Annotated in this window: 32 protein-coding genes, 2 tRNA genes and 1 other RNA gene; 18 read left to right on the forward strand and 17 right to left on the reverse strand. The window is 69.9% G+C overall.

Annotated elements, in window-relative coordinates; translation table 11 throughout:
• Positions 1-54: 54 nt before the first annotated feature.
• Positions 55-1,251, forward strand: coding sequence for an amidohydrolase family protein (locus ACH34R_RS18715; RefSeq protein ID WP_111166986.1), 1,197 nt, complete (start codon positions 55-57; stop codon positions 1,249-1,251).
• Between the two features lie 6 nt (positions 1,252-1,257).
• Here ACH34R_RS18715 and ACH34R_RS18720 read toward each other — a convergent pair whose 3' ends face one another.
• Positions 1,258-1,626 carry a YkvA family protein gene (locus ACH34R_RS18720; protein WP_397562717.1) on the reverse strand — a complete coding sequence of 123 codons (369 nt, stop codon included), beginning with the start codon at positions 1,624-1,626 and terminating at the stop codon, positions 1,258-1,260.
• A gap of 344 nt (positions 1,627-1,970) precedes the next feature.
• Positions 1,971-2,168: a hypothetical protein gene (locus tag ACH34R_RS18725; protein ID WP_397562719.1), complete on the reverse strand. Its 198-nt coding sequence runs from the start codon at positions 2,166-2,168 to the stop codon at positions 1,971-1,973.
• Between the two features lie 237 nt (positions 2,169-2,405).
• On the opposite strand from ACH34R_RS18725, the gene ACH34R_RS18730 reads away from it, so the two are divergent.
• Positions 2,406-2,645: a hypothetical protein gene (locus tag ACH34R_RS18730; protein ID WP_397562720.1), complete on the forward strand. Its 240-nt coding sequence runs from the start codon at positions 2,406-2,408 to the stop codon at positions 2,643-2,645.
• A gap of 400 nt (positions 2,646-3,045) precedes the next feature.
• Here ACH34R_RS18730 and ACH34R_RS18735 read toward each other — a convergent pair whose 3' ends face one another.
• The 3 genes from ACH34R_RS18735 to ACH34R_RS18745 all read right to left on the reverse strand — a co-directional run bounded on the left by ACH34R_RS18735 (position 3,046) and on the right by ACH34R_RS18745 (position 5,414).
• Entirely contained in the window at positions 3,046-3,753 is a 708-nt protein-coding gene (locus ACH34R_RS18735) for a sulfotransferase family protein (RefSeq protein ID WP_397562721.1), read from the reverse strand.
• A 123-nt stretch (positions 3,754-3,876) separates the two neighbouring features.
• Positions 3,877-4,647: a hypothetical protein gene (locus tag ACH34R_RS18740; protein WP_397562722.1), complete on the reverse strand. Its 771-nt coding sequence runs from the start codon at positions 4,645-4,647 to the stop codon at positions 3,877-3,879.
• A 92-nt stretch (positions 4,648-4,739) separates the two neighbouring features.
• Positions 4,740-5,414 carry a TetR/AcrR family transcriptional regulator gene (locus ACH34R_RS18745; RefSeq protein WP_397562723.1) on the reverse strand — a complete coding sequence of 225 codons (675 nt, stop codon included), beginning with the start codon at positions 5,412-5,414 and terminating at the stop codon, positions 4,740-4,742.
• 152 nt (positions 5,415-5,566) lie between these two features.
• Here ACH34R_RS18745 and ACH34R_RS18750 point away from each other — a divergent pair, with 152 nt between their 5' ends.
• Complete coding sequence (locus ACH34R_RS18750; protein ID WP_397562725.1) at positions 5,567-6,343, forward strand: hypothetical protein; 777 nt, start codon at positions 5,567-5,569, stop codon at positions 6,341-6,343.
• A 28-nt stretch (positions 6,344-6,371) separates the two neighbouring features.
• On the opposite strand, the gene ACH34R_RS18755 is transcribed toward ACH34R_RS18750, so the two are convergent.
• The 5 genes from ACH34R_RS18755 to ACH34R_RS18775 all read right to left on the reverse strand — a co-directional run bounded on the left by ACH34R_RS18755 (position 6,372) and on the right by ACH34R_RS18775 (position 10,344).
• Positions 6,372-7,430 (reverse strand): aspartate-semialdehyde dehydrogenase, encoded by a 1,059-nt coding sequence (locus ACH34R_RS18755; RefSeq protein WP_397562727.1) that lies wholly within the window; start codon positions 7,428-7,430, stop codon positions 6,372-6,374.
• The gene (locus ACH34R_RS18760) at positions 7,427-8,749 is read right to left on the reverse strand and encodes an aspartate kinase (protein WP_397562729.1); all 1,323 of its coding nucleotides are present in this window, start codon (positions 8,747-8,749) and stop codon (positions 7,427-7,429) included. The genes ACH34R_RS18755 and ACH34R_RS18760 overlap by 4 nt, the downstream gene beginning before the upstream one ends.
• Positions 8,750-8,858: 109 nt before the next feature.
• Positions 8,859-9,398, reverse strand: a complete 540-nt coding sequence (locus tag ACH34R_RS18765) for a DUF5063 domain-containing protein (protein ID WP_306461853.1) — start codon at positions 9,396-9,398, stop codon at positions 8,859-8,861.
• On the reverse strand, positions 9,391-9,990 hold the full coding sequence (gene recR, locus ACH34R_RS18770; protein WP_113984934.1) for a recombination mediator RecR: 600 nt from the start codon (positions 9,988-9,990) through the stop codon (positions 9,391-9,393). Before recR ends, ACH34R_RS18765 begins: the two co-directional genes overlap by 8 nt.
• Before the next feature lie 3 nt (positions 9,991-9,993).
• Positions 9,994-10,344, reverse strand: a complete 351-nt coding sequence (locus ACH34R_RS18775; RefSeq protein ID WP_199565594.1) for a YbaB/EbfC family nucleoid-associated protein — start codon at positions 10,342-10,344, stop codon at positions 9,994-9,996.
• Positions 10,345-10,791: 447 nt separating this feature from the next.
• Between ACH34R_RS18775 and ACH34R_RS18780 the strand changes: the two genes are divergently transcribed.
• Positions 10,792-12,417: a GAF domain-containing protein gene (locus ACH34R_RS18780; RefSeq protein ID WP_397562731.1), complete on the forward strand. Its 1,626-nt coding sequence runs from the start codon at positions 10,792-10,794 to the stop codon at positions 12,415-12,417.
• 141 nt (positions 12,418-12,558) lie between these two features.
• On the opposite strand, the gene ACH34R_RS18785 is transcribed toward ACH34R_RS18780, so the two are convergent.
• Together ACH34R_RS18785 and ffs are read right to left on the reverse strand one after the other, a co-directional pair.
• Positions 12,559-14,892 carry a DNA polymerase III subunit gamma and tau gene (locus ACH34R_RS18785; protein WP_397562732.1) on the reverse strand — a complete coding sequence of 778 codons (2,334 nt, stop codon included), beginning with the start codon at positions 14,890-14,892 and terminating at the stop codon, positions 12,559-12,561.
• Between the two features lie 16 nt (positions 14,893-14,908).
• Positions 14,909-15,004, reverse strand: an RNA gene (gene ffs / locus ACH34R_RS18790) — signal recognition particle sRNA small type.
• Positions 15,005-15,086: 82 nt separating this feature from the next.
• Between ffs and ACH34R_RS18795 the strand changes: the two genes are divergently transcribed.
• The 8 genes from ACH34R_RS18795 to ACH34R_RS18830 all read left to right on the forward strand — a co-directional run bounded on the left by ACH34R_RS18795 (position 15,087) and on the right by ACH34R_RS18830 (position 19,753).
• Positions 15,087-15,172: transfer RNA gene (locus tag ACH34R_RS18795), tRNA-Ser, on the forward strand.
• Positions 15,173-15,691: 519 nt separating this feature from the next.
• Positions 15,692-16,150 carry a hypothetical protein gene (locus ACH34R_RS18800; protein WP_397562733.1) on the forward strand — a complete coding sequence of 153 codons (459 nt, stop codon included), beginning with the start codon at positions 15,692-15,694 and terminating at the stop codon, positions 16,148-16,150.
• A gap of 225 nt (positions 16,151-16,375) precedes the next feature.
• On the forward strand, positions 16,376-16,744 hold the full coding sequence (locus tag ACH34R_RS18805; protein ID WP_397562735.1) for a helix-turn-helix transcriptional regulator: 369 nt from the start codon (positions 16,376-16,378) through the stop codon (positions 16,742-16,744).
• Positions 16,745-16,846: 102 nt separating this feature from the next.
• Positions 16,847-17,287, forward strand: a complete 441-nt coding sequence (locus tag ACH34R_RS18810) for a VOC family protein (protein ID WP_397562736.1) — start codon at positions 16,847-16,849, stop codon at positions 17,285-17,287.
• 69 nt (positions 17,288-17,356) lie between these two features.
• A complete protein-coding gene (locus ACH34R_RS18815; protein WP_397562737.1) occupies positions 17,357-18,208 on the forward strand; it encodes a neutral zinc metallopeptidase in 852 nt (283 codons plus the stop codon).
• Between the two features lie 105 nt (positions 18,209-18,313).
• On the forward strand, positions 18,314-18,616 hold the full coding sequence (locus ACH34R_RS18820; protein WP_111166967.1) for a type II toxin-antitoxin system VapB family antitoxin: 303 nt from the start codon (positions 18,314-18,316) through the stop codon (positions 18,614-18,616).
• A gap of 12 nt (positions 18,617-18,628) precedes the next feature.
• Complete coding sequence (locus ACH34R_RS18825; protein WP_397562739.1) at positions 18,629-19,198, forward strand: GntR family transcriptional regulator; 570 nt, start codon at positions 18,629-18,631, stop codon at positions 19,196-19,198.
• Between the two features lie 378 nt (positions 19,199-19,576).
• On the forward strand, positions 19,577-19,753 hold the full coding sequence (locus tag ACH34R_RS18830) for a hypothetical protein (protein WP_158557984.1): 177 nt from the start codon (positions 19,577-19,579) through the stop codon (positions 19,751-19,753).
• 50 nt (positions 19,754-19,803) lie between these two features.
• Here ACH34R_RS18830 and ACH34R_RS18835 read toward each other — a convergent pair whose 3' ends face one another.
• Positions 19,804-20,103, reverse strand: coding sequence for a hypothetical protein (locus ACH34R_RS18835; protein WP_397562740.1), 300 nt, complete (start codon positions 20,101-20,103; stop codon positions 19,804-19,806).
• Between the two features lie 252 nt (positions 20,104-20,355).
• Here ACH34R_RS18835 and ACH34R_RS18840 point away from each other — a divergent pair, with 252 nt between their 5' ends.
• Positions 20,356-21,087 (forward strand): dienelactone hydrolase family protein, encoded by a 732-nt coding sequence (locus ACH34R_RS18840; protein ID WP_397562741.1) that lies wholly within the window; start codon positions 20,356-20,358, stop codon positions 21,085-21,087.
• A 69-nt stretch (positions 21,088-21,156) separates the two neighbouring features.
• Here ACH34R_RS18840 and ACH34R_RS18845 read toward each other — a convergent pair.
• From ACH34R_RS18845 to ACH34R_RS18860, 4 genes are all read right to left on the reverse strand, one after another.
• Positions 21,157-21,244: transfer RNA gene (locus tag ACH34R_RS18845), tRNA-Ser, on the reverse strand.
• Between the two features lie 34 nt (positions 21,245-21,278).
• Positions 21,279-21,734, reverse strand: a complete 456-nt coding sequence (tadA, locus tag ACH34R_RS18850; RefSeq protein WP_397562742.1) for a tRNA adenosine(34) deaminase TadA — start codon at positions 21,732-21,734, stop codon at positions 21,279-21,281.
• Between the two features lie 22 nt (positions 21,735-21,756).
• Positions 21,757-22,248 carry a tRNA adenosine deaminase-associated protein gene (locus ACH34R_RS18855; RefSeq protein ID WP_397562743.1) on the reverse strand — a complete coding sequence of 164 codons (492 nt, stop codon included), beginning with the start codon at positions 22,246-22,248 and terminating at the stop codon, positions 21,757-21,759.
• A gap of 15 nt (positions 22,249-22,263) precedes the next feature.
• The gene (locus ACH34R_RS18860) at positions 22,264-22,773 is read right to left on the reverse strand and encodes a tRNA adenosine deaminase-associated protein (protein ID WP_111166979.1); all 510 of its coding nucleotides are present in this window, start codon (positions 22,771-22,773) and stop codon (positions 22,264-22,266) included.
• Positions 22,774-22,923: 150 nt separating this feature from the next.
• Here ACH34R_RS18860 and upp point away from each other — a divergent pair, with 150 nt between their 5' ends.
• From upp to ACH34R_RS18885, 5 genes are all read left to right on the forward strand, one after another.
• A complete protein-coding gene (gene upp, locus ACH34R_RS18865; RefSeq protein ID WP_397562744.1) occupies positions 22,924-23,562 on the forward strand; it encodes a uracil phosphoribosyltransferase in 639 nt (212 codons plus the stop codon).
• A gap of 219 nt (positions 23,563-23,781) precedes the next feature.
• Positions 23,782-24,054 carry a hypothetical protein gene (locus tag ACH34R_RS18870; RefSeq protein WP_111166962.1) on the forward strand — a complete coding sequence of 91 codons (273 nt, stop codon included), beginning with the start codon at positions 23,782-23,784 and terminating at the stop codon, positions 24,052-24,054.
• Positions 24,055-24,150: 96 nt separating this feature from the next.
• Complete coding sequence (locus ACH34R_RS18875; protein ID WP_199536849.1) at positions 24,151-24,309, forward strand: hypothetical protein; 159 nt, start codon at positions 24,151-24,153, stop codon at positions 24,307-24,309.
• A complete protein-coding gene (locus tag ACH34R_RS18880) occupies positions 24,306-24,836 on the forward strand; it encodes a PH domain-containing protein (protein WP_111166961.1) in 531 nt (176 codons plus the stop codon). Before ACH34R_RS18875 ends, ACH34R_RS18880 begins: the two co-directional genes overlap by 4 nt.
• A gap of 133 nt (positions 24,837-24,969) precedes the next feature.
• Positions 24,970-26,328, forward strand: a complete 1,359-nt coding sequence (locus tag ACH34R_RS18885; RefSeq protein WP_397562745.1) for a helix-turn-helix domain-containing protein — start codon at positions 24,970-24,972, stop codon at positions 26,326-26,328.
• Positions 26,329-26,459: the final 131 nt, after the last annotated feature.

Here is a 26,459-nt window from a genome sequence, read left to right on the forward strand (position 1 = left end):
ACCGGAGACCTCCCAGCTTGTTCTGTGTGATGCCCGCGTCATACGGTTTCCCATGTGACTTCGCCGCTGCTACCCGACCCCGAGCCCAGGCGGCGCGACTATGTGATCGTCTCGGCCGACGATCACCTCATCGAGCCGCCCGAGATGTTCGAGGACAGGTTGCCCGAAAAATACGCCGACCTGGCGCCCAAGGTCGTGGAGACCGAAGCGGGCCACCAGGTGTGGCGGTACGGCGGAGCCACCTACCCCTGCGCCGGGCTCGACGTCGGCGCGGGCCTGCCCCGCGAGCAGTGGACGATGGAACCGGTGCGGTTCGAGCACATGCGGCCGGGCTGCCACGACATCGAGGCGCGGATCCAGGACATGGACCGCGCGGGGATCTGGGCCGCGCTGTGCTTCCCCGGCATGCTCGCCGGGCAGGCCGGCATGGTCTTCTCCAAGACCCGCGACCAGGATCTCGGCCTCGCCGTGCTGCGGGCCTGGAACGACTGGCACGTAGACGTCTGGGCGGGCACCTATCCCGAGCGGATCATCGCCCTGCAACTGCCCTGGCTGTCCGACCCCGAGGTGGCCGCCAAGGAGATCCGCGCCAACGCCGCGCGCGGCTTCAAGGCCGTGGCCTTCCCCGAGTTCCCCACCCGGGTGCGGCTGCCGTCCATCCACTCCGGCCACTGGGACCCGCTGTTCGCGGCCTGCGAGGAGACCGGCACGGTGGTGTGCCTGCACGCCGGTTCCGCCTCCTGGTCCCCGGTCCCCTCCCCCGACACCCCGATCGAGGCGATCACCACGCTGATGCCCACCAGCGCGATGTTCGCCTGCGCCGACTGGCTGTGGTCGGGGGTGCCGCTGCGGTTCCCCGCGCTGCGCATCCTGATCGTGGAGGGCGGGGTGGGCTGGCTGCCGATGCTCGCCGAACGGGCCGACTACGCGCTCGACCACCCGGTGGCGGGCGAGGCGTCCTGGGAGGGCGGCCTGAAGCCCAGCGAGGTGCTGCGCCGCAACTTCTACTTCGGCACGCTCAACGACCACGCGCTGTCCGGCGTACGTCTGGCGGTCGGCCTGGATCACGTACTGCTGGAGAGCGGCTACCCGCACTCCGACTCGACCTGGCCGGACACCCAGCGCGCGGTCGCCCGCAACCTCGGCACCCTGCCGCCGGCCGACATCGCCAGAGTCGCGTACGGCAACGCCGCCCGGCTGTTCGGGCACCCGCTGCCTTCGCGGGCCTGGCTGCGGATGGAGGAGCTCTGAGGAGCTCTAGGTGCCCTGGGGGGTCGTGATCCGATCGACGGGCACGCCGTGCTGCGGCATGCGCTCCCACTCGACGAACCGCCCGCTCTCGCCGAGCAGCGAGCCGACCAGCCACAGGAAGACCCCGAAGTCGTCGACCACGCCGATCAGCGGCATGAGATCGGGCAGGATGTCGATCGGGGAGACCATATAGAGCACGCCGAGGCCCATCAGGGCCAGCTTGCTCTTGGCCATGCCGGGGTACGTGCCCCGGGTCACCCCCTTGACCAGCCGGGGCACCGCCCGCAGCCTGGTCAGCAACCCTGCCGATCCGGTCCGGCCCATCTGCCGATACGCCCGGACTAACGCCGCGCCGCGCGCCACCTTCACCATCATGCACCTCCGCTGGGTCCCCGGCGAACTACCCTGTCCTCTCTTGACATAACGAGCTTCCTGGCACTCCAGGTTCCTGCTATAGGGGTCACCGGGAGTCCATATCAACGAATTGCCGGGAAGCGCGGGCATCGCGTTATGTGGTGTGTTACAAACACACCGTGACCACCCCTCGGCGTACCCCGCCCATCCCCCGGGCCGACGACGGCGTCGCACTGCACGCGCCCCAGGCGATCTCCCCCGCGGCCCACCCCTACGGTCGCAGCCGCGCAAAGTTCCCCGCCGGTCGCCACCTCGGCACCCTCACCAGCGCCGTGGTGACCGCGGGCCTGCTCGCCTCAGCCGCTTCAGGCCCCGCCATAGCGGCACCAACGGACCACGTGGCCCTCGTCTCGGCCGGTTCGAGGGCCGCAGTCGCGGTGCCGGAGGGGCGGGGTGAAGCGGTGGTGGCGCGGCAGACGGGCAAGCCGCTGCTGCCCGATCTCGATCTCGACCTTGATCTGAACCTCAAGCTCAAGCTTGATCTTCACCTCGATCACCTGCATCCGCACCAGCCGCCGCGCAAGCCGGATCCAGAGCCGTCGCCGCCACCGCCGCCGCGCGTGTCCGAGCCCGGCGAACCGCCGCAGCCTCCCGAACCGCCGCAGCCGTCACAACCACCAGAGCCGCCAGAGCCGCCGGAGCCATCAGACCCCCCGAAGCCGCCAGAGCCGCCGAAACCCCCCAAGCCGCCCAAGCCGCCCAAGCCCTCAACGCGCCCCCCAAGGCCCGTACCACCGCCCGTGGAACGGGTCCTCGCACCCCTCCCGCCACCGGTGGTACGCCCCACCCCCAAGCCGCGTCCCACCCCCAAGACCACCCCACGGCCCACCGCGAGCTACCGCGCCCAGACCTCCATCCTGGACAAGTACACCGAGCGGCGGGCCGGGATCGACCGGAAGATCGTGATCGTGTTCTTCACCGTCATCGTGGTCGCCACCGTCGTAGCCGGCGCCGGCAGCGCCGCCCGCCGCCGCGGCTGACCCCAAGCCAGACCAGGAGGCCGAGCATCCCCGACTCCCCCGCCGCCGGAACCGCACAGGCGGGGCCTGACGGCCCGAGGGCCAGAACCGAGTCAGAGAGCCGGCCTGAGCCGCCCGAAGGAGCCGGGACAGCCCGAGAGCCGAGCAGCCCGACCGCCATGTGGGCCGAAGCCGAGACAAGCGGGAGCCGAGCGGCCCGATAGGCCAAAGCCAGGTCTGGACGGGCGGGAGCCGAGCCCCAGGGGGTCGGCCTGAGGGAGCCGAGGTCAGGATGGGGCGCTGGGGGGCGAGTAACCCCGACTCTCCGGGGCCGGAGCCGTGCCAGGCGTGGAACCAGTGGCTCCGTAGAGCAGAGCCGATGGTCGGTGGGGTGCGCGGTTTGGCCCTTCGGTGGGTGGTGTTACTGCTGGGGGGCGGTTGCGTCGGTTGGGAAGATGCCCTCGGTGACCAGCTTTTCCAGGGTTTCGCGCATCCACTCGGACTCGTTCAGGTGTGGGAACGGCTCGCCTGTCGGTACCTCGACGCCCAGGAAGCGGCACAGCGGCTCCCAGCCCTCCCGTACATCGAACACCAGCAGCCGCTCCGCGGGGAGGCTTGCCTTGACCGTCTCGATGTGGCGGTCGAATGCCGCCACCGCCGCGCTCTCCTCCGGCAGCTCCATGTTGGCGAAGTGGACGCCGAGCGCCTCCTGGGAGATGCGGTCGGTCACCGGGCGGAGGCGTTCCATCCGGGTGAACATCTCCTTGGCCGCCGGGGGCAGGGCGTCCGGGAGCGCGCGGCCGGGGCCGACGGCGATCAGGGCCTGCATGCTGCGGTACCAGCGGTGCGGGTCGCGGACGGTGAGGACGACCTTGGCGTCGGGGTACGCGGCGGCCTGCTCGCGCCAGAAGTGGCTGGCCGGCCAGTCGGTGGCGGACCGGTATCCGGCGAAGACCTTGTCCCAGTCCAGGGGCTCGCCGGAGCCAGCGGGCAGCCAGCGCTCGATGTGGTCGGGCTTACTGAGGATCTCGAACATGTGGTAGCAGGGGCCGAACCCGAGCCGTTCCAGCGCGACCTTCAGCGAGCGGGTCCCGGTACGCGGGAAACCGGCGCCGATCACTTGCAACATGTGACTCTCCTCTGCCTCGGGACGGTTTCCCGTCCCACTCGGTGGGGAATTCAACACATGTTTAGTTTATTTGCCGCGCCCGGAGGTCCCGGATTCGCCCCCTTGGTCGTCGTGTCGACGAGATCAGCTCTGGGGCGGCGCCAGTTGCCGGTCGATGCGGTCGAACTGCTGCACGGCCACCTCGAACGCGGTCGGCTCCACCGCGTTGAAGCCGCTGTAGGGGTGGCTGCTGAGCTGCACGAACACCACGCCCACGACCACCACCGTGACCCGGATCGCGTCACTCACCACGGTGGGGAAGGTCGGCCGGATGCCGAGCGTCCAGGGCAGCGCGATCACCAGTGCGCCGGACAGTGCCATCGAGATCATGAAGATGTCCTCCAGCCGGGTCGCCGCGTCATCGGCGCGCAGGGCGCGGGCGTGGCTCAGGTCGGCGGCCCGGTTCAGGGCCTCCTGGCGGAGGTTTTCGTGCGCCGGCTCGGCCGGGCGCAGCCGGTGCAGACCCGCGCGCAGCTCGTCGAGCGTACGGCCGGGCAGCGGGGACAGCGTGTCGTTGCTCATCATCGGCCAGTCGAGGGTGATCGACTGGTTGGTGTACTGCCTGATCTGCACCTTGAGCGGGGCTGCCTCCGGGATGGGGGCCAGCGTCCAGTACAGCTCGGTCAGGGTCTCGCTCTCGGCCGCGGAGTCGGCTTCGGCGGCGGTGATCGCGTCCTTGCACAGCACCACCGCGTACGCCAGGACCAGCAGATAGACGGCGAGCGCGATGTTGGCGGCGAAGTCGACCGCGCTGAACCGCTGCTCCTGATACTCCTGGCCCTTCTTGCGCAGGACGACGATGGCCAGAACTAAGAGGACGAACGCCGCCGACGCGGCGATGCTGACCCAGCCCATGGGGGGACCTCCAAGCGCGCACCAATGGTGATGCTACCGAGGGTAATCGCATGAGTACGCGATTTCACGGGTTTCGGGGAGGTCGGTGGGACTCAGGTGCGGAGCTCGTGTACGGCGGCCAGGAAGTCCCTGGTGACACCCCGCAAACCCGGCAAATGCGACAGCCCCACCAGCCTGACCACCAAGGGCACCGTCCGCTCGATCAGCCGGTAGGTACGGGCGCATTCGGGCGAATTGTCATGCACCCAGAAGAGCACCACTCCCATGGACAGCAGCCACAGCAGCTCGGGCAGTTCGGCGCGCAACTCCTTGTCCATCCGGTCCGTCGAACCCTCCACCACCTTCCGGTAGATGGCGATGGACGCCTCCCGGGACGGGCTGGAATCCGCGCTGAACGGGCTGAGCGGATTGCTCGGCTCCGCCGCGTGCTTGAAGAACTTGACCGCGAACTCGTGGTACGGCTCCGACACCCGCACCCACGCCCGCAGTACGCCCGTCAGCCGCGCCTCCAGTGTCCGCTCCCCGGCCAGGACCTCCTGGCAGGCCGCCTCGTGCTTCTCCTGGGCGCGGTCGTAGTACGCCTGGATCAGCGCCTCCTTGGAGGCGAAGTAGTAGTAGGCGTTTCCCACAGAAATGCCCGCCTCCGCGGCGATGGCACGCATTGTGGTGGCCTCGTAACCCCGTTCTTGGAAGAGGCGCAGCGCCGTCTCGACGATGAGCTTGCGGGTCGATTCCGAACCCCGGTTCCGTTGGGTGGGTTCAACCACGTTTGTCACTGTACGTCCCGTCCCCCTGCTCGGTCATGAACCCTAACGGTGATCGCCACCACACCGCAAAGACTCTCCGCGCCCAGGTCTCACCCCGCCGGAAACGTGGGATTGATCCTCCTCGGAAGGGCAATCCGCGAAAAGGGATCAACATGGGGACCAGTCCCTGCAAACGGGGGCCCGTGCGGTTCGCCGCGTGCGTGTTGCTCGCCGTACAGACTTCCATCATCGCGCTCACCGCGGCGGAAGCCGACACGGCACACGCCCGCGTCGCGCTCGACGCCGGCTCTCCGGCAGACACGGCCGGCACGGACGGCACGGCCGGCACGGACGGCGCGAACGACACCGGCGGCACGCGTGCCGCCGAGGCGCTGCCGGACGTACACGGGCGGGCGCACGAGATCACGTTCTATCTCGCGCGGGTGCTGCCCACGGACGTCGCCTACCGGTCCGTGACACCGACCGTCCAGCACGACGCCCAGGCCGTCCAGGACCGCGGCGAGGCCGTGTCCAAGCGCAAGCGCGCCCGCGCCGCCGTACGGCTCGGCCACCACAAGGCCATGCGGCGGGTCAAGCGGTCCGGGATCAGGTGGCACTCGTCCGGTGGGTGTACCAACCGCGAGGTGCGGACCTGCACCTCGCTCGCGTCCGTGCGGGCCGGGACCATCTCGGCGGTGATCGCGCTGAAGCGCCGCAGCCAGTGCCCGATCAAGATCACCGGTGGCACCGAGGCCGGGCACGCGCCCGGTGCCTACAGCCACGGCAACGGGTACAAGCTGGACATCACGCTCAACGCCTGCGTGGACCACTTCATCACCCACAACTACCCGCTCTACAGCGTGCGCGGCGACGGGGCCCGGCTCTACCGCGGGCCCGGCGGCGACGTGTACGCCAGGGAGGGCGATCACTGGGACATCCTGTTCCGGTGACCGCCTCCCCGGCATCGGGACCGCGCGGTCAGCCGGCCAGCTCGGCCGCCACCAGCTCGGCGATCTCCGCGGTGTTGAGCGCCGCGCCCTTGCGCAGGTTGTCACCGCAGACGAACATTTCGAGCGTGTTCGGGAAGTCGAGCGCCTGGCGGATGCGCCCGACGTAGGTCGGGTCGGTGCCCACCACGTCGGCGGGCGTCGGGTAGATCCCGGCCCCCGGGTCGTCGAGCACCACGACGGTCGGCGCGGCCGACAGCACGTCTCTGGCCTCGGCGACCGTGACCGGCTCGGCGAACGTCGCGTGGACCGCGACCGAGTGGGTGGTGATCACCGGCACGCGCACGCAGGTGGCGGAGACCTTGAGGTCGGGAATCCCGAGGATCTTGCGGGACTCGTTACGGACCTTCAGCTCCTCCGACGCCCAGCCGTCCTCCTTGAGCGAACCCGCCCACGGCACCACGTTGAAGGCGATCGGCGCGGGGAACGGCGAATCGGCCAGATCGGGCACCGTCTTGCGTACGTCGCCCGCGACCGTGCCGATGGTCCGGTCACCGGCCAGCGCGGCGACCTCGTCGTACAGCCGCTCCGCGCCGGCCGCGCCCGCGCCCGACACGGCCTGGTAGGAGGCCGCGACCAGCTCACGCAGGCCGTACCGGCCGTGCAGCGTGCCGAGCACGGCCATCATCGACAGCGTGGTGCAGTTGGGGTTGGCGATGATGTTCTTCGGCCGCTCGCGTACGGCCTCGGCGTTGCACTCGGGGACGACCAGCGGCACCTGCGGGTCCATCCGGAACGCGCCGGAGTTGTCCACGGCGACCGCGCCGCGGGCGGCGGCCACCGGCGCCCACTCCTCGGACACCTCGTCGGGCACGTCGAACATCGCCACGTCCACGCCGTCGAACGCCTCGGGGGACAGCGCCCGCACCACGACGTCTTCGCCGCGCACGCGCAGCACCTTGCCCGCCGAACGCGGCGAGGCGATCAGCCGGATCTCGCCCCACACGTCGGGGCGGCCGGACAGGATGTCCAGCATGACGGTGCCGACCGCGCCGGTCGCGCCGACCACGGCCAAAGTGGGCTTGCTCATCGTCCGGTACCTCCGTAAACCACCGCTTCAACCTGGTCGGCGTCGAGATCGAAGGCGCGGTGCGCCGCGCTGACCGCCGCGTCGACCTCGTCCTGTCCGACGATCACGGAGATCCGGATCTCCGAGGTCGAGATCATCTCGATGTTGACCCCCGCGTCGGCGAGCGCCGCGAAGAACGTCGCCGTCACGCCGGGGTGGGAGCGCATGCCCGCGCCGATCAGCGACACCTTGCCGATCTGGTCGTCGAAGAGCAGCGACTCGAACCCGATCTGGTCCTGGGCCCGCTTGAGCGTGGTCAGCGCCGTCGGGCCGTCGGTGGCCGGGAGCGTGAAGGAGATGTCGGTACGGCCGGTCGCGGCGGCGGACACGTTCTGCACGATCATGTCGATGTTGATCTCCGCGGCGGCGAGGATCTTGAAGATGGCCGCGGCCTCTCCCACCTTGTCGGGCACCCCGACAACGGTGACCTTCGCCTCGCTCCGGTCGTGCGCCACGCCGGAGATGATCGGCTGCTCCATCTCGCTTCCTTCGCTGGTGCTGGTACTGGTGCTGTTGCTGGTACTGGTGCCGGTGCCGGCTTCGGGCCGCCTGGAGGTCACCCAGGTGCCCTCCCGCTGGCTGAACGAGCTCCTGACGTGAATGGGGAGCTCGAACCTGCGCGCGTACTCCACGCAGCGCAGATGCAGGACCTTGGCCCCGCAGGCGGCCATCTCCATCATCTCCTCATAGGAGATGCGCGGAATCCGCCGAGCCGCCGCGACGATGCGGGGGTCGGCCGTGAAGATCCCGTCCACGTCGGTGTAGATCTCGCAGACGTCGGCGTCGAGCGAGGCGGCGAGCGCCACCGCCGTGGTGTCGGAGCCGCCGCGGCCGAGCGTGGTGATGTCCTTGGTGTCCTGGGACACGCCCTGGAACCCCGCCACGATCGCGATCTGGCCGACGTCCACGGCCTCCTTGATGCGGCTGGGCGTCACGTCGATGATGCGGGCCTTGCCGTGCTTGGAATCGGTGATCACGCCTGCCTGCGAGCCGGTGAAGGACCGCGCCTCGTGCCCGAGGTTGGCGATGGCCATCGCCAGCAGCGCCATGGAGATGCGCTCGCCCGAGGTGAGCAGCATGTCCAGCTCGCGCCCCGGCGGCAGCGGGGAGACCTGCTGGGCGAGGTCGAGAAGCTCGTCGGTGGTGTCGCCCATCGCGGAGACCACCACGACGACCTCGTTGCCGGCTTTTTTCGTCGTGACGATCCGCTGCGCGACCCGCTTGATGCTGGCCGCGTCGGCGACAGACGAACCACCGTACTTCTGCACAACGAGCGCCACTGTAAGTCTCCCGAAGGACGTAGGGGCTGTGGAGCTCACAGTTTACGGTGCGCACGGCATGCCGCTTCTGGCCAGCCCACCATATGGGACGGCCGGGCGGCGACCTCCGCTACGACCCGGTGCGCTCCTCCACCACGTCGAGCCTGGTGTGCGCGACCAGGGCCTGAAGCGCCCGCATCGCCGCGCCCGCGTGGTTGCCCCAGGTGTTGAAGTAGCTGTACTGCCACCACCACAGGGCCTCCAGGGGACGGCCGGCGCGGTGGTGACGCAGCCCGTGGTACAGGTCGGCGGCCACCGCGGTCAGGTCGTCGGAGAGGCGGTAGGCGGTGACCCCGGTGTCCTTGTAGGGGTCGAAGACCTCGGCGTAGACGTCGACCTCGCCGAACCGCTCGGCCAGCGCCGCGCGGACCTCGTCAAGGTCGGGGTCCTCGCTCATCGGGGGCTCCCAGTTGCCGGACAGGATCACGTCCTGGCTCGCCCCGAGCTGCGCCCCGGCCAGGCTCACCTGAGCGACCTCCATCAGCAGCAGCGCCAGCGTCGCGTCGCCGCCCTCGCCGCCGGCCAGCCGGCTCAGGCCGTCCAGGTAGTTCTCCGCGTGCCCGGCCACGGTCTCGGCGAGCTCACTCCACTCGGCAGACATGTCAGACATCAAGGAGCCTCCGCCCTTCGAAAGCGCGGCCCAAGGTGACCTCGTCCGCGTACTCCAGATCGCCGCCCACCGGCAGGCCGCTGGCCAGCCGGGTGACCCGTACGCCCATCGGCTTCACCAGGCGGGCGAGGTAGGTCGCGGTCGCCTCCCCTTCGAGGTTGGGGTCGGTGGCGATGATGAGTTCGGTGACCTGGCCGTCGGCCAGGCGCGTCATCAGCTCGCGGATGCGAAGGTCGTCGGGGCCGACGCCGTCGATGGGACTGATCGCCCCGCCGAGCACGTGGTACCGTCCGCGGAACTCGCGGGTCTTCTCGATCGCCACGACGTCCTTGGGCTCTTCGACGACGCAGATCACGTGGAGGTCGCGGCGCGCGTCGCGGCAGATCCGGCACTCCTCCTCGGAGGCGACGTTGCCGCACACCCGGCAGAAGCGGACCTTGTCCTTGACTTCGAGCAGCGCGTGCGCCAGCCGTTTGACGTCGGCCGGATCGGCCGCCAGCAGATGGAACGCGATCCGCTGCGCGCTCTTGGGACCGACGCCGGGCAGCAGGCCCAGCTCGTCGATCAGGTTCTGGACGACCCCTTCGTACATCGTCTAGAACCCTGGAAGCTGCCCGAAGCCGCCGCCGCCGAGGCCCTGAGCGAGCGGGCCGAGCTTCTGCCGCTGCAACTCGGACGCCGCGCGCACGGCGTCGCGGACCGCGGCGATGACCAGGTCGGCGATCGTATCGACCGTCTCCTGGGCGTCGTCGGCGTCCACGACCTCCGGCTTGATCTTCAGCTCCTGCAGCTCGCCGGCGCCGTTGACCGTCGCCACGACCAGCCCGCCGCCCGCCGAGCCCTCGACCCGTGCGTCGTTCAGCTCCTGCTGGGCGCTCGCGATCTGCTGCTGCATGAGCTGGGCCTGCTCCATGAGCTGCTGCAGGTTGACATCACCTGGGTTCACCGTCGTGCGCTCCTCGTGGCCTTCGCGTGGTGGGGTTCGTGCCGTCGCCACGAGCCTACGGTGTTTGGACGGGACGGCGCACCGGCGGCGGCCTGTGTTCCCTTTCAGGACCGCTTCCGGGCCGCCTTCGAGCCGTCTCCTGGCCGTCCCCAGGCCGTCTTCGGACCGTCACCGGGCCGTTCTCAGGCCGTCGCTGGGCCGTTCCTGGGCTGTTCGGCGGGCCGCCGACCGGGCCCCGGCGCGTCTCGGGACGCCCGGGGCCCGACCGCCACATCCGCCGGGAATGGCCGCACCAGGCGGCTGCCGTCAGTGAAGCTAGCGAGGGCCGGGTTGCGTACGCGTTGCGCCCGCAGTTTCACTTTCCGTGTCTGGGATTGGCCGAATCGGTTGCGCGGGCGTGCCGAAAACCCTGATGCTCGCCGATGAAACGACTACTGGGGGTGGTCTATGCGTGACAGGCGCGTGCCCGCGGTACCCGCCGCGGTGGCGCTGAATCTGGACGAGTACGCTGGCCGGCTCCGTGACTGGCACGAGGCGGCCGTCTCCGGCCATCCAGGCGACCCGATCACGCAGCGCGACGAGCCCGCCTCGCCGTACGGCGAGGCGGACGTACAGCACGGCGAAACCGACCGGAACCATGACGAGCCACCCGGGGCACCCGACGGACCGCGCCGGGTCATCGCCGCGTCCTGGCGGCGTTCCCTCAGCGCGGGCATCGATCCCGAACGGCTGTGCTCCTACCCCGGCTACGAGACGGACGACATCGGCGACGCACGGCGCTCACACCCCATCGGGCCGCACCTGCCGATGCTCGCCTCGACGCTGCTGCGCACGGTCTACAGCACCGGCATGATCATGACCGTGGCCGACGCCGACGGCCGCGTACTGTGGCGCGACGGCAGCAACCAGGCGCTCGCGCTGGGCGAGAGCGTCGGGCTGTGCGACGGCTTCGTCTGGGCAGAATCGGCCGTCGGCACGAACGGCATCGGCACCGCGCTGGCCGCGGGCCGGCCGGTCCACGTCTATCCCGCCGAGCACCTGGTCAAGGCGCTCCAGGAGTGGTCGTGCTCCGGTTCGCCGATCAGCGACCCCGACACCGGCGAGATCGTCGGCTGCGTCAACGTCAGCGGTACGCCCGACCACCTGCACCCCGCGACGGTCGCGCTGGTCCACGCCGCGGCCAAGCTGACCGAGAGCCACCTCGCGCTCGACCTGCGCGAACGCGACGCCCGCCTGCTGGCCCAGCACGAGGACCGCGCCCACACCTCCCGCGCCACCGGGCAGAGCGCGCTGGTCACCGCCACGGGCCGGGTCCTCGCGGGCGAACTCCCCGGCGTCCCCGGCGCCGCCGGCCTCGCCGCCGTCACCGGCGTCACGGGCCATCCGGTCGACCGGATCGCACTCCCCCGCAACGGCGACACCGTACTGCTCCGCGACGGCACCGTCGGCCTGATCGAACCCTTCGGCAACGGCTATCTGGTCTATCCCACCCAGCAGGTGTCGGCCACCGTGCTCACCCTGTGCTTCCTGGGCGCCGACCACCCCACGGCCCACCTGGACGGCGTGTCCGTCCACCTCTCCCAGCGGCACGCCGAGATCCTCGCCCTGCTGGCGCTCAACCCGGGCGGCATGACGGCCGACCAGCTCTCCTTCCAGCTATATGGAGACCTGGGCAAGCCGGTGACCATCCGGGCGGAGATGCACCGGCTGCGCGACCAGCTCGGCACGGCGGTGGCGGGCAAGCCGTACCGGCTGACGTGCGAGGTCACCGCCGACTTCCTCGAAGTACAGCGGCTGCTCGCGGGCCACGACCCGGCGGCCCTCGCCCAGGCGTACCGCGGGCCGCTGCTGCCACGGTCGGAGTCGCCCGCCATCCGCCGGACCCGCGACGAACTGGAGGGCCAGGTACGCGCCCGGCTGCTCCAGGACGGCTCGGCCGACGCGCTGTGGCACTACGCCCAGACCCAGTACGGCCGAGACGACCCGCACGTACTCGAACGCCTCACGATCCTGCTCCCCCCAGGCGACCACCGCGCCGCCGTGGCCCGCATCCGCCTGTCCGCCGACGACTGACTCCCCCGCCCCTACCCCGGACCGAACGCGAGGCCCATGGCATTCGGCCGTGCCTAGGGAAGCCGTGCCTAGGGAAAGGGAACGTTCAAACCGGACATCGCGCACGTCGGCCACTCCGCGGGACGTAGTGCGGAGCGATGGTCAGGCGTGGTCGATTTCCTCGATGATCCGGCCGCCGAGTTCGCGCTGGATGAGCGCCATGCCGGACAGTTCGTCCACGTCGGCGTCCGCGTCGTTCTCCGGATCGACCTCGTCGTTGATCGAGCCGTTGGACGCCGTCGCCTGCCGTACCGGGACGGCGTCGGGCCAGGAGGCGGCACCCCCGCCCCCGCCCTGCCTGGAGCGGGACTGGACGGCCTGCTGGGCCGCCTGCGCGGCCGTACGAGCGGCGGCGATGCCCGCGCTCGGCGCGGGCGGCGAGCCGGGGTCGTCGGGGGGCGGCGCGTCGGGCCAGGTTTCGTCGGTGGTGGGCACGGGCCGCGCCTGCGCCGGTGCGGCCGAACCGCCCGAACCGCCCGAACCGCTCGGCGGGGCGCTCTGGCCATTCTGGCCGTTCTGACCGTTCTGGCCGCTCTGACCGCCGGGACGGCCGGCGTGGGCCTGCGCGTCGCCTCCCCGGCCCTGTGCGCCTCCCTGAGGGCCGTGTGAGCCTCCGGGGGGCGGCGATTGCGGACCGCTCGGTTGCGGCCCCGCATGGGGCCCTCGTGAGCCGCCGCCGGGCCGCGAGGGCGAGCCGCCGCTCCCGGCCCCGAACGGTGTGCCCGGCCCGCCGCCGGAACCCGTGACGGCTTCCACCCGCCACGTCCCGCCCAGTACGTCGCCGAGCGCCGCGGCCACCACCGTGTCCTTGCCGCCGCCCACGAAGTTCTTCATCGCGCCGACCTGCGCGAAACCGAGCGTGACGACGTTGCCCTCGACGCCGACCACCTGGGCGTTGGTGTTGACGTTGGCCCAGACGACGATGCTGCGGCGCTTCAGCGCGCCCAGCACGGCGGGCCACGCCTGCCGTAGGTCACCGCTACCACCGGCGGGTGCGGGCGCGGGAGCCGAAGGCGGAGCGGGGCTCGCCGTACCGGCGGCCGGCTCCGCGGGCGCCGCACCGGGACGCACCGCGGCGGGCCACCCGTCATCTCCGACCGGGCGCTCCTCCGCCGGGGCCTTCTCCTCGGCCCGCGCGACAGGCGCCTGCTCCGGAGCGGCCGGTTCAGGCGCGGCCGGCGCAGGAGCCTGTACCGGCGCCTGCGCCGCTCTCTGTACCGGCGCCTGCACGGGTGCCTGCACGGGTGCCTGTACGGGTGCCTGTACGGGCCCCGTACCGGGGCCAGAGCGCTCCAGCCGTTCCAGGCGGGCCAGCAGCGCGGCCTCCCCCTGCTGCGCGGACGGCAGCAGCACACGCGCGCACATCAGCTCAAGCAGCAACCGGGGCGAGGTGGCCCCGCGCATCTCGGTCAGCCCCGCGTTGAACACCTCGGCCGCCCGGGTCAACTCGCCCGGCCCCATCGAGGCGGCCTGCTCGCGCAGCCGTTCCAGCTCGTCGGCCGGCCGGTCGAGCAGCCCGCTGCCCGCCGCCTCCGGCACATTCGCCAGGATCACCAGGTCGCGGAAGCGCTCCAGCAGGTCGGCCGCGAACCGCCGCGGGTCGTGCCCGCCCTCGATCACCCGGTTGACGGTGTGGAAGACCCCGGCCCCGTCACCGGCCGCGAACGCGTGGACCACCTCGTCGAGCAGGTCGCCGTCGGTGTAGCCGAGCAGTGAGGCGGCCCGCGCGTACGTGATGCCGTCGTCATCGGCCCCGGCCATGAGCTGGTCGAGCACGGAGAGCGAGTCACGCGCGGAACCCGCGCCCGCGCGCACCACCAGCGGCAGCGCCTGCGGCTCGAACGGCACGCCCTCGCTGGTCAGGATCTCCTCCAGCAGCGCGCGGAGGGTCGTGGGGGGCATGAGCCTGAAGGGATAGTGGTGGGTGCGCGACTTGATCGTGCCGATGACCTTCTCCGGCTCGGTCGTCGCGAACACGAACTTCAGGTGCGGCGGCGGCTCCTCGACGAGCTTGAGCAGCGCGTTGAAACCCTCGCGGGTCACCATGTGCGCCTCGTCGATGATGTAGATCTTGAACCGCGCGGCCACGGGCGCGAAGAACGCCCGTTCGCGCAGGTCGCGCGCGTCGTCCACACCTCCGTGCGACGCGGCGTCGATCTCGATGACGTCGAGGTGCCCGGGCCCGGTGGGGGCCAGCGCCACGCACGACTCGCACTCCCCGCAGGGATCGGGCGTCGGACCCTTCGCGCAGTTGAGGGATCGCGCCAGAATGCGCGCACTGGACGTCTTGCCGCACCCGCGCGGCCCGCTGAACAGGTAGGCGTGATTGATCCGCCCGCTCCGCAGCGCCTGCCGCAGCGGATCGGTCACATGCTCCTGGCCCTTGACCTCAGCGAACGTCCCGGGCCGGTACTTGCGGTACAGCGCGAGGCTCATGCGGGTCCCCTCCAGCTAAAGAGACCCCCCGCACACCCGCCAGAGCCCGCTTATCCTTGCTGCCTTCCGGCCCTGGGGAGGTTCACAGGATGACGCCGCGCGAGGGGTCCACCGACAGTCTAGCCATGCCCACGAGTACTCGGGGCACGGAATCCCGGTCCCCTTCACCCGCGAGTTCCGGTAAGCTGCTCAACGGAGGATTCGCCTAGTTGGCCTAGGGCGCACGCTTGGAAAGCGTGTTGGGGGCAACCCCTCACGAGTTCGAATCTCGTATCCTCCGCTCCTGGTTGAGACAGGTAACGCCAGAGGGGCCGGTAGATCCAACCGGCCCCTCTCGCATGTCACCGCCTCGGCGGCGCGGCGAGCGATCTTTGGGCCGCGCCCCTCAAGCCACCCTCGTCGGCTCCTGCGAGCGACCGGAGACGTCCAATTTCTCCCGGTCGTTAAATGGGTGTGGCATGCTGTGTACTGCCCGGGTATGCGCAGGCGATAGCGGTTTTGCTAGCGACAGAGGCAAAAGTTGCTGACAAGGCAGCGCCAGTGGGCCTTCAATAAAGCTGGTAAACGGATATGCCGGAGTCCAGGCTGGGAGAGTCCAGTGGATCCCACAGGTCCTGACCCCATCAAGTCGGTCCCGCACCGCCAGAATGAGCGGACGGGCCTCCCCGGAAAAGGCGGAGTTCCCGAGGAATCCCGCCCCGATGGCCCTCCTGCCAAAAGCAGGCGGCGCAACTCCTGGCCCCGGTTCTTGGGCCGGAACACAGGTGAGCGTGCAGGAGTCATCGCCGCGATCACCGGCGTGCTGGCGCTCGCGGTGGGCGTGTTGGCATGGCTGCTCCCCCAGGGTGATGGCAAGAGCAGCGATGTGCCAGAGCAATATCTCGGCACTTGGAGAGGGCAGGTCACAATGACCCTTCCCGACCCCGCTCGGGAGGGAACAGGGACGGGAATTGACGAGCTGACGATTGAGCAGGGCGGTATCGGCGACACGATCGCAGATCAACGCGCCATCGACTGGGGTCAGGCGAATAGCTGCTCACGTAGCTGGCAGCTCGCCGAGGTCAACGGCGACCACCTCATTTTGAAGGCCGGCAACACCGGCGCCCCGGCCAACGCGCCACCGGGACAGGCATGCCTCGCGGATCTGACAATGAGTGTCCGGCTGACCGATCAGGCAAGAATCGCGATCCAAGCGAACTACAACATCCTCGGAACGGCCACGGGGGCGTTCAGCGGTTCTCTGACACGACAGCGCTGAACGTGACCGGGCGAGCGGGGTACGTCCCCACAGCGAACCTTCCACGTGGGAAGTTCGGCTGCGTCATGCCGACCGTCCCGTCGCCGACTTGCTAGCGCCGCCTTGCCCATGGGGCTGGAACCGGGTGATCGTCCCTGCGTGTGCCAGGATCGGGGGATGGGGGCGAAGACTGAGCGGCGGGTGGATACCGGGCGGTTGCGGCGGCTCAGGGTGGCCAAGGATGTCATGGATACGGAGTGGGCCGGGCCGTTGGATCTCGATGTGGTGGCGGCCAGGGCGGGGTATTCGCGCTACCACTTCGTGCGGTGTTTCAAGGAGGCGTACGGGGAGACGCCCGGGCAGTACCTCAGCAGGCGCAGGATCGAGCGGGCGCAGGATCTGTTGCGATCGGCCAATCTGACGATCACCGAGATCTGTGTGCTGGTCGGGTTCAGCAGCCTCGGGACGTTCTGCACCCGGTTCAAGCAGGTCACCGGCGTGACGCCGGGTGAGTTCAGGGTCAGGGAGCGGGCGCGGGAGCAGCCGGCCATTCCGGGGTGTTTCGTGTTGCTCTGGGCGGGTGGGTTCGCCCAGCCGGGCCGGGCTCGGGACTGAGCAACTTTCGAGAAGGCGTACGGCGGAGCGGGTGCCTAGCGTGGGATGAGGCACGCAATCGCACGAAACAGCACGTCAGGACGCTGCGAAAGGAGCCCGGAAATGATCAAGGGCCTGGGAATATCCACCGTGTGGGTGCTCGACCAGGATTCGGCGAAGGAGTTCTTCACCGACAAGCTCGGCCTGGAGGTCCGGACCGACATGACGCTCGGCGAGGGCGGGATGCGGTGGATCACGGTCGGTACCAAGGACCAGCCCGAACTACAGATCGCGCTGATGGCGATCGGCACGTCCGCGCAGGATCCGGAGTCCGGGGAGCACCTTAGGGGGCTGGTGGCCAAGGGGGTGCTGGGCGCGGGGGCGTTCACCACCGACGACTGCGAGGGCGACTACCAGCGGCTGTCCGCGAAGGGGGTCACGTTCTTGCAGGAGCCGCAGAAGCGGCCGTACGGCATCGAGGCCATTTTCCGTGACGACTCGGGCAACTGGTTCAGCCTCACCCAGCCGTTCGCCGAACTCGACGAGAGCGCGGACTGGGAGTAGATCCCGACATAACGGGGCATCTCACCATAAGTGGTCAATCAACCACTTCAGGTGAGCAACGGGGGAAGCATGCCGGAACACCGCATACCATCGCGGCATCGCAGCGGAACGGCGTTCCGGCTGCTCACCCTCGCCCTCGGCACGTGCATGGCGGTCGCCGCGTGCCCGAGTCCGATCCGGGGCGACGACCCGCCCGGTGCGGACGGCGCGGGCGGACGGCAACCGGCGCCGCTCCCGACCGAGCTGCCCACTGCGCTGCCCACTGGGGCGGGCGAGTGCGAGAAGACCGCCGCCCGGCCCGAGGACTGCCGGATCGCCCGGATGGTGCGGAGCATCGAGAGCTACTGGACCGGCTACTTCCAGCGGCGCGGCGGCCGGGCGTACCGGCCCGCGCGGGCGGTGCTGTTCGAGCGGCGGGTCCGCAGCCCGTGCGGTGTCGCGACCGGGTCCGTGGGACCGTTCTACTGTCCGCGCAACGAGCGGGTGTACCTGTACCGGACCTTCTTCGACACCCTCGAACGCGACTTCGCCGCCGCCGGTGGCGCGCTCGCCCAGGCGTACGTGATCGCGCACGAATACGGTCACCACGCGCAGAACCTGCTCGGCGAGATGGGGAGTTCGAGCGAGGGTTCGCTGGGCGAGGAGCTTCAGGCCGACTGCTACGGCGGGGTGTGGGCGAAGTACGCGGTCAACACGAGGTTCTTTCCCCGGCCGTTCACCGAGGCGGACATCAGGAGATCGTTCGAGTCGGCGGAACAGGTCGGGCGGAAGACCATCGACCTGGACCCGCGCGGCGAATCCGACTCTGAATGGTCATCGCGCCCCGATCGCGGATCATTCGACGAACGCAGACAGTGGTTCACAACCGGCTACGAAAGCGGCGATCCGGCCCGCTGCGCGGTCCCCGGCAGACGCGCCTGACCAGGGCAGGTGACGGTTGTCTCATTGGTACCGAATGTGCACCGAATGCGCAGCGAACGCGCGTCCACCACCCGGTGATCTCGCTCATCTCATAAACTACGTAGGGTGATCTTCAAGCTGGTCGGCGACGGACGTCCTTATCCCGAACACGGTCTCTCCAATCGCGATTGGGCCCAGATACCCCCGCGGCAGGTCCGGCTCGACTCTTTGATCACCACGAAGGCCGTGCTGGACCTTCACTCGCTGCTGGCCAAGGACTCCACGTTCTACGGCGACCTGTTCCCGCACGTGGTCCAGTGGCAGGGCGAGTTCTACCTTGAGGACGGCCTGCACCGCGCCCTCCGCGCGGCCCTGCACCAGCGGTCGGTGCTGCACGCCCGCGTACTCGAACTCACCGACCCCGGCTGAGCCCCGCACCCCATGAACGATCCGTCAGCGAAACGGCCCCGGGTGCTCGTCAGCCGCCCGCTGCCGACCGACCCGGCCGTCCGCGGCTCCCGGTCGCTGTTCCTGAGCCAGGCCGCCGAGCAGGGCATTCGCGCAGACCGGCGGATGCTGTACGTCGGCCCCGAGCCCGCCGGCCGCAACGTGGCCGAGTGCCTCCGGGTCGCCCCGGGCGATGAGGTGATCGCGCGGCGCAAGCTGATGCTCGCCAACGACGTTCCGGTACGGATCGCCACCAGCTACTTCCGGGCCGACCTGTTCGCCGGCACCCGCATCGCCCAGCCCGGCTTCGTGCTGCCCACCCTCCAGGCCGCGCTGGAGGCCCTCGGCCACCGCTTCGGCCGGGCGGAGGAAGTGCTGACCGCCCGGCGCCCGACCGCTTTCGAGGCCGAGACGCTCGACCTCGACCCGGGCGAGTGGGTGGTCCAGGTGGTCCGCACCGGCTACGGCACGGACGGCACGCCGGTCCACACCCTTGAGACGATCTGCGCGGCCGACCGGCACGTGTTCCCCGTCCGGCAGGTCACCGGGGCCGACGAGTTCTGACCCGGCGAAAGCTGATCCGGCGCGCCGGGGACCGGGGCGCGTGGGGCGAGGGCTCCGGGCTACCAACTCGGAGCGCCTCGCCCAGGCAGAGGGCTCCGCGAAGAGTCACCTGCACCGCAGCGACGATACCGCCTGGCCGTTCTGGCGTGCGCTTCTCTGTGTAATCAAACGATAGCCGGGACGGGTTTTACCGACTCCTGGGGTGAGCGGAGTACCAAGCGGCTGTGCCGATAAGGGGTGCGCTGCCCACACAAGGGCAGTAGAGTCACTCGTGTCACGGACGCTCCGTAACGGGACTACTACCACCCGTCACATAACGGACGTTGCCGACATCGCTCCGCGAAGCTCTTAATTCACCCAAGCCCAAGTGAGGGAACATTGGAGATCCTGCATCCCCTTCTCGCGGCCGGGGTCATCCTCGCCGTGCTCGCCGTCGCGTACTACGCCATCCGGCGCGTCTCCGACGTCGCCCCCGCGCGGATCGCCGGCGTACTGCTCGCACTCGCCACGCTGATCGGCGCGATCCCCCTGCTCATCAAGGTCCTGACGCCCTGACATGACCCGGGCCCGGCGACGCCGGGCCCGGTCTCACCGTCTCTCACGCCTCACGGCTGGATCACCTCGCATCGCCACCCTTCGAGGGTGCCGTTCCACGGGAAGACGTGACCGCAGTGGTACAGGCCCGCGTCCGTACCCGAACGGATCTTGACATCGACGTCGACATAGCCGAAGCCGCTGCAACTTCCGCCCCACAGCTCGTAGTAGCCCTCCTCCGTCTCCGCCGTGAGCCCGCCGAACCAGCAGTCGTGCAAGTCGGCGGCGTACGCGGGCGGGGCGGTGAGGAGCGTACCGGCCATCGCCGCCGCGCCGACCGCCAGGGCCGGTACCGATCTCGTGATCTTCACGGCGCTCCTTCCTCGGGGCCGCTTGGACCAGGTAGGACCACCGCAAACGGTAGTCAGCGCACCGGCGAACGCCCAGAGGCGTCTGTCACCGGTTCGTTGTGAGATCCTCAGCCCCCTCGTGCTACTTTCGGGGTCGCCGTGCGTCACTGCGACCTGAGGAGGTGAGACCGATCAACACTGTCACCGGTCGGGCCTCCCTCCCTCGCATGGCCTAGGGAGCCCGCAGAAGGCATCCCGAAAGGCGTGAACGCCATGCGCTTCCCCTCTCAGACGTCGTCCGGCGGCGTCTCCGAACGGCTCTTCACCCTCGGCGAGATCCCCGGCGTGCTGTGGACCCCGCAAGACGCCACCGGCCCTCGCCCCCTGATCCTGATCGGCCACGGCGGCGGGCAGCACAAGAAGGCCCCCGGCGTCCTGGCTCGCGCCCACCGCTTCGTGACCGAGTGCGGCTTCGCGGCCGTGGCGGTGGACGTGCCCAACCATGGCGACCGGCCGAAGCAGGAGGAGTACCAGCGGATCGCGACCGAGATCCAGGTCCGCGCGCAGGCCGGGGACGATCGGGCTCCGCTGATCGCCGAGTTCCAGGCGCTCGTGGCCCGCCAGACCGTCCCGGAGTGGCAGGCGGTGCTGGACGCGGTCCAGGCGCTTGAGTACGTCGGCGCCGGCCCGGTGGGCTACTGGGGCGTGTCGCTGGGCTGCGGCCTCGGCGTCCCGTTCGTCGCCGCCGAACCCCGCGTCCGCGCGGCCGTCCTCGGCCTGGGCGGCGCCCAGGCGTCGGCGAAGGCCGCCACGCGGATCACCGTCCCGGTGGAGTTCCTGCTCCAGTGGGACGACGAGCGAGTGCCGAGGTCGCAGGGCCTGGCGCTGTTCGACGCCCTGTCCTCGGCCGAGAAGACCCTGCACGCCAACCCCGGCAAGCACGGCGACCTGCCGGCGTTCGAGCTGGACAGCACGCTCCGGTTCTTCGCCAGACACCTGCGCTGAGGCCGCCCGCGGGCCGCCCGCGCCAAGCAGAAAGCCCGTCCCCCCCGGAAAGGGGGACGGGCTTCGGTGTGGCGGTGGAGGTGGGATTTGAACCCACGGTAGGTTGCCCTACACACGCTTTCGAGGCGTGCGCCCTCGGCCACTAGGCGACTCCACCGTCGAGCAGCCTACCGGAAAACGACCGGTGGACGTTACCTGCGGGTGGCGAAGAAGTCGCTGAGCACGGCGGCGCATTCGTCGGCGAGGACGCCCAGGACGACCTCGGGACGGTGGTTGAGTCTGCGGTCGCGCAGGACGTCCCAGAGGGAGCCGGCCGCGCCGGCCTTCTCGTCCGTCGCGCCGTACACGACGCGGGCCACCCTGGAGAGGACGGCGGCGCCCGCGCACATCGTGCAGGGCTCCAGGGTGACGACGAGGGTGCAGCCGGAAAGGCGCCAGTCGGCGCGCTCGCGGGCCGCCGTGCGGAGGGCCAGGATCTCGGCGTGCGCGGTGGGGTCGTGGGCCGCCTCGCGGGCGTTGCCGACCGCGGCGATCACCGCGCCGGCCGGGTCGAGCACGACCGCGCCCACCGGGACCTCACCGGCCTGCGCGGCGCGGCGGGCCTCGGCGAGGGCCAGGCGCATCGGCTCCTCGAAGGCGGTGTCCATCAGCTCGCGGATACGGCCGAGGTCACCGCAGGCGGTCCAGTTCGTCGGCGAAGGAGAGGCGTTCGGCGATCACCGAGAGGGTGTCCGCCGGGAGCACGCCCTCCTCCATGCTCAGCTCCAGCAGCTCCTCCGCGCTCACCCCGAGGTCGCTGAGCAGCTCGAAGTCGCCCGCGGGGCGCACCCCCAGGTCGCTGGACTCCTTGTCCGGGGCGACTCCGGCCAGCTCGGTGAACAGCTCGCCGAGCGCGTCGGTCACGCCCGCCTTGTCGTCGGAGATGAACGCCCGCGGCTCCTCGTCGCCCTGGTACCGGGCGATCGCGAACCATTCGTCCTCGACCTCCACGCAGAGCAGCGCGATCTCGTCGCCGCTCACGTCGAGATGCTCCTGTACCGCGTCACTGAGATCATCCACGATCTCGGCGTCCCGCAGATCCACCTCGGCCCCGTTCCAGCCGTCCCCGGTCTGGACGAAGGCGGCGGCGAACAGGCTGCTGCCAATGGGTCTGGAGGGCATGTACTTGCTCCTGGATCAGCCGAACACCGAGTCGAGGGCGCGTTCGAACGGCTCGGAGAACCCCAGCCGCGTCGCGATGCTGGACAGCACCTCGTCCGGGAGCAGCTCGAAGTCGCCGGACAGCGCGCCCAGCTCCATCTCGTCCAGGCCGAGGTCGGCGAAGATCGACAGATCGCCGGCCGGGAGCGCGATCTCCTCGTCCTGGAGGATCGCGTCCAGCTCGGCCTCGTCCGGCACCGGTACGTCGAGGTAGTCCAGGGCCTGACGAGCGAGCGGCCAGTCCCACGACGCGGTGATGTCGGACAGGAAAAGGTCCACCCGGTCACCGAACACCCTTAATGCCACGAAGAACTCATCCCCCACGGCGACCAGGCCAATCGTGCCGCTCATGCTCGGCTGCTGGCGAAGGGCGTGGATGAGCCCCCGCAGGTCGGAGGTCAACGCCACCGGCAGCATCCCGGCTTCCCAGTGGTCGTCCTCCCGATATACCACGATGGCGAAGTCGAGCACATCTTCGTCTGTCATCGTCACCCCACCGACGTGGTCACTTGCCATGGTCAATCGTCCCAGAAGGCACCCGTCGCCGTGGGGATCTCCGACCAAATTGTGATCCAAAAGGCGATGACGGCCGGGTCCCGTAGTCGGTCCGCGCCCCAGCGACTACGGTTGACGCCCATGGAGACACTGGTCGTCGACCACCCCCTGGTCGCGCACAAGCTCACCGCGCTGCGGGATGTGCGCACCGACTCGCCGGCCTTCCGGCGGCTCGCCGACGAACTGGTCACCCTACTCGCCTACGAGGCCACCCGAGACGTGCGGATCACCCATGTGACGGTCGAGACGCCGGTCTCCCCGGCCCAGGGCGTACGCCTGGCCCGGCCCGCGCCGCTCGTCGTACCGATCCTGCGGGCCGGCCTCGGCATGCTCGAAGGGATGACCCGGCTGCTGTCCACCGCCGAGGTCGGGTTCCTCGGCATGATCCGCGACGAGGGCACGCTGACGGCGCAGACCTACGCCACCCGGCTGCCGGAGAGCCTGGCCGGCCGCCAGTGTTACGTGCTGGACCCGATGCTCGCCACCGGAGGCACGCTGACCGCCGCGATCGAGCTGCTGTTCGAGCGCGGCGCGGCCGACGTCACGGCGATCTGCCTGCTGGCCGCGCCGGAGGGCCTGGCCCGGGTGAAGGCCGCCTTCGCCGGCACCGGCCGGCCGGTGCGCGTGGTGACGGCCGCGGTGGACGACCGCCTCGACGTCAAGGGCTACATCGTGCCCGGGCTCGGCGACGCCGGAGACCGCCTGTACGGCATCGCCTGAAACCACGGGCTCGACCACGCCGTAGCCCAGTGCGCCGGTTGGTCAAATCCGCGCAATCCCCTGACGCCATTGTCATCCTCAGTTACATACTGTTGTCGTATGGGTACGTCGAGTGACGAAGGCATCTCTGCCGTGTCCCGTCCGAAACGACAGACACGCATCGGGGAGAACGATGAGCGAGCTGATCCGCCGGACCTCGGCGGCCACGGAAGCGGCGGCATGAGCCGGCCCGACGACGCCGACACCCCTCCCTATGTCGACGTCGAGGCCGCGCTCCGCGACGAGTTCGCCGGCGTACACGCGCCTGCGACCGTCACCCGCTGCATCGAGGCCGCGCACTACGGGGCCCTTGAGGTCGCCGGTGGTGCGCACCGGGGTCTGGTGGAACGGATCGCGCGCAAGCACCTTGAGGTTCTCGCCCTGGTCGCCGCCGAAGGCGGCTGGCCACCGATGGCCGAGGGGGCCCGGGCAACGCGGCGCCGCCGCGGATAACCCGGGACTGTCATGGTTAAGGACGCTTTACCCCAGCAACAGCCTGGGTAATGTATACGGCGGGTGCAGTGGGCCGAGCGGTAACGGGAGACGACAGTGCAGGTCAAGAAGGTTCTACAGTACACAGGGATCGCCTTCGTGGCGTTCTACCTGCTGTCCAGGCCGGGTGATGCGGCGTCAGCCGTGCGGGGCGCGATGAACTCCGTGTTCACCGCCGCCGACTCACTGGCGCAGTTTGTGACGCAACTGTCATGAGACTTGTGACCCACGGGGACTCTGCTCCGTCGTCGGTCAACCGCTACCTGCTCCCCCACGAAAACCAAGTCATCATGGTCAGGCGGCACCCCGCCATCCTGCTTCGCCCGGTCGCCGAGGTCTTCGGTGGCCTGATTCTGGCCGGGCTGCTCAGCAGGTGGTTCGGCGGGAGTGCCGGCGGTCAGGCCCTTGTCGTCGTCTGGTGGGCCTGGTTGCTGTTGTTGATCCGCTTCGTATGGAAGGTCGCGGAGTGGTCGGTCGACTACTTCGTGGTGACCTCCCAGCGGATGCTGCTCACGTACGGCCTCATCACCCGTAAAGTGGCGATGATGCCACTGGGCAAGGTGACCGACATGAGCTTCCAGCGTTCGGTGCTGGGGCGGATGCTCGGCTACGGAGAGTTCGTCCTGGAGTCGGCCGGTCAAGATCAGGCTCTCTCGACGGTCAACTACCTTCCGTATCCGGAGACCCTCTACCTAGAGGTGTGCCAGATGCTCTTCCCGGGCTCCGACCCGGCCGATGATTAGTGCCTGATCGTCCTTTGTTCCCGTGTGTGAACGATCGTTCACACACGGGATTCTTCACGTGGGGTTACCCATTTCCTCGCCTTTATGCAATCATGACGAGAACATTGACCATTACCCCGCCCTGAGAGATCAGATGCCGAGTCAGGGATCCATTGGTGACCGCGTCCGAGGATTGCGGCTGAGCAGGCGGATGTCCCAGGCCCAACTGGCCGGGCCCGACCTCTCCGACAGTTACGTCTCTCTCATCGAGTCGGGTAAGCGTACCCCGACTCCCGTGGTAGCCCGGCTCCTGGCCGAACGACTCGGTTGCACCACCGAGTTCCTGTTGCACGGCATCGAGCCGCGGCAGCGGATCGACACGGAGTTGGGGCTGCGCCACGCCGAGCTGGAGCTCCAGCACGGCGATCCGGCAGTGGCAGCCGACCGGTTCGGCGAGATCATCAAGGCGGCCGGCGAAGAGAACGCCATGCTTGCGGCGCATGCCCGGTTCGGGCGGGCGCGTGCGCTCAAGTCGCAGGGCAAGCTGGGACCGGCCGTGGAAGCCTTCGAGAGGTTACGGCGTGAGGCGGCGGCGCACCCCGAGCGCCTGGCCGACCTTCCGCTCACCATCGCGCTGAGCCGCTGCTATCAGCGCGCCGGAGACACCCTCCGGGCTCGTGACCTGGCCGGACACGCCCTCCGCCAGGTCTCGCGGCTCGGGGTCACGCACGGCGAGATCGCCGTTGACCTGGCCTCCGTGCTGGTGGAGGCCGGAGCCGTACACGGCCAGCAGAACGGCACGCTGTCCTACGTGCGGCAGGTCCTCGCCGACAACGACATCCCCAGGGCGATCGACCGCGAGCAGGAGGTGCGCGCGCTGTGGCGGGCCAGTGTCACCGCCGCGCAGGGGGACGACTCCGCGCTCGCCGTACGACTCGCCGACGACGCCATCTCCACCGGCAGGCCCGCGCGGATGGCCCTGCGGCTGGCCAAGATCGCCATGGAGTGGTCGCGGCTGGTCATCGGCCCGGTCGGCGAGAGCCGTCCGGGCGAGGCGCGCGAGCACGCCACCGCCGCGATGCGGATCTTCACGGCGTTCCCCGCGCACGTTGACGAGCGCGCGACCAGCATGGTCGTGCTCGCTCACGTCCATCTCGCGAGCGGGGAGTACGGCGAGGCCGCGCGCCTCGCGGGCTCCGCTCTCGAACTACTCGATGGTTCCACCACGCCCACCGCGGCGACCGCGCACCTGGTGCTCGCGGAGATCGCGATGGCCTCCGGGCAGGGCGGCGACCCGGCCGCAAGCCTGAGCAACGCGCGTAACCTGCTGGAAAGCGCGCCTGCGGGGGAGGTCGACCGGCGACACGCCCGCGCGTGGCGGGAGCTGGGCGATCTTTACGGCAGAGCGGGCTTCGAAGACGATCAAGCCGGCGCTTATCATAGAGCGCTCCAAGCGGTCGGAGTGCGTTCCGCGCTCACCGGCCTGGCCATCGACTCGGTGCTCACCGTCTGATCGACTCCCGAGGTCAGCCGGGCGGGCGTCCCGGCTGACCCGGCCCCCCTCTCGCGGGTCCACCGTCTCGCGTCTGGAATAATCGGTGGTCTACCGGTCATCGACTCATGGGATGACTGGTTTCCCCGGAG

This window comes from Spongiactinospora sp. 9N601, from assembly GCF_044326295.1.
GTDB lineage: Bacteria > Actinomycetota > Actinomycetes > Streptosporangiales > Streptosporangiaceae > Spongiactinospora > Spongiactinospora gelatinilytica.

Bases quoted from the DNA above. Each gene is read 5' to 3' on its own strand.
- tadA (WP_397562742.1), bottom strand. From the start codon at position 21,734: ATGGACACCGCCTTCGAGGAGCCGATGCGCCTGGCCCTCGCCGAGGCC.
- ACH34R_RS18725 (WP_397562719.1), bottom strand. From the start codon at position 2,168: ATGCAGGTGATCGAGGTGAAGATCAAGCTTGAGCTTGAGGTTCAGATC.
- upp (WP_397562744.1), top strand. From the start codon at position 22,924: ATGGAGACACTGGTCGTCGACCACCCCCTGGTCGCGCACAAGCTCACC.
- ACH34R_RS18755 (WP_397562727.1), bottom strand. From the start codon at position 7,430: ATGAGCAAGCCCACTTTGGCCGTGGTCGGCGCGACCGGCGCGGTCGGC.
- ACH34R_RS18780 (WP_397562731.1), top strand. From the start codon at position 10,792: ATGCGTGACAGGCGCGTGCCCGCGGTACCCGCCGCGGTGGCGCTGAAT.
- ACH34R_RS18750 (WP_397562725.1), top strand. From the start codon at position 5,567: ATGGGGACCAGTCCCTGCAAACGGGGGCCCGTGCGGTTCGCCGCGTGC.
- ACH34R_RS18735 (WP_397562721.1), bottom strand. From the start codon at position 3,753: ATGTTGCAAGTGATCGGCGCCGGTTTCCCGCGTACCGGGACCCGCTCG.
- ACH34R_RS18870 (WP_111166962.1), top strand. From the start codon at position 23,782: ATGAGCCGGCCCGACGACGCCGACACCCCTCCCTATGTCGACGTCGAG.
- ACH34R_RS18815 (WP_397562737.1), top strand. From the start codon at position 17,357: ATGCCGGAACACCGCATACCATCGCGGCATCGCAGCGGAACGGCGTTC.
- ACH34R_RS18810 (WP_397562736.1), top strand. From the start codon at position 16,847: ATGATCAAGGGCCTGGGAATATCCACCGTGTGGGTGCTCGACCAGGAT.
- ACH34R_RS18855 (WP_397562743.1), bottom strand. From the start codon at position 22,248: ATGCCCTCCAGACCCATTGGCAGCAGCCTGTTCGCCGCCGCCTTCGTC.
- ACH34R_RS18720 (WP_397562717.1), bottom strand. From the start codon at position 1,626: ATGATGGTGAAGGTGGCGCGCGGCGCGGCGTTAGTCCGGGCGTATCGG.
- ACH34R_RS18860 (WP_111166979.1), bottom strand. From the start codon at position 22,773: ATGACAGACGAAGATGTGCTCGACTTCGCCATCGTGGTATATCGGGAG.
- ACH34R_RS18765 (WP_306461853.1), bottom strand. From the start codon at position 9,398: ATGTCTGACATGTCTGCCGAGTGGAGTGAGCTCGCCGAGACCGTGGCC.
- ACH34R_RS18840 (WP_397562741.1), top strand. From the start codon at position 20,356: ATGCGCTTCCCCTCTCAGACGTCGTCCGGCGGCGTCTCCGAACGGCTC.
- ACH34R_RS18825 (WP_397562739.1), top strand. From the start codon at position 18,629: ATGAACGATCCGTCAGCGAAACGGCCCCGGGTGCTCGTCAGCCGCCCG.
- ACH34R_RS18880 (WP_111166961.1), top strand. From the start codon at position 24,306: ATGAGACTTGTGACCCACGGGGACTCTGCTCCGTCGTCGGTCAACCGC.
- ACH34R_RS18785 (WP_397562732.1), bottom strand. From the start codon at position 14,892: ATGAGCCTCGCGCTGTACCGCAAGTACCGGCCCGGGACGTTCGCTGAG.
- ACH34R_RS18805 (WP_397562735.1), top strand. From the start codon at position 16,376: ATGGATACGGAGTGGGCCGGGCCGTTGGATCTCGATGTGGTGGCGGCC.
- ACH34R_RS18885 (WP_397562745.1), top strand. From the start codon at position 24,970: ATGCCGAGTCAGGGATCCATTGGTGACCGCGTCCGAGGATTGCGGCTG.
- recR (WP_113984934.1), bottom strand. From the start codon at position 9,990: ATGTACGAAGGGGTCGTCCAGAACCTGATCGACGAGCTGGGCCTGCTG.
- ACH34R_RS18740 (WP_397562722.1), bottom strand. From the start codon at position 4,647: ATGGGCTGGGTCAGCATCGCCGCGTCGGCGGCGTTCGTCCTCTTAGTT.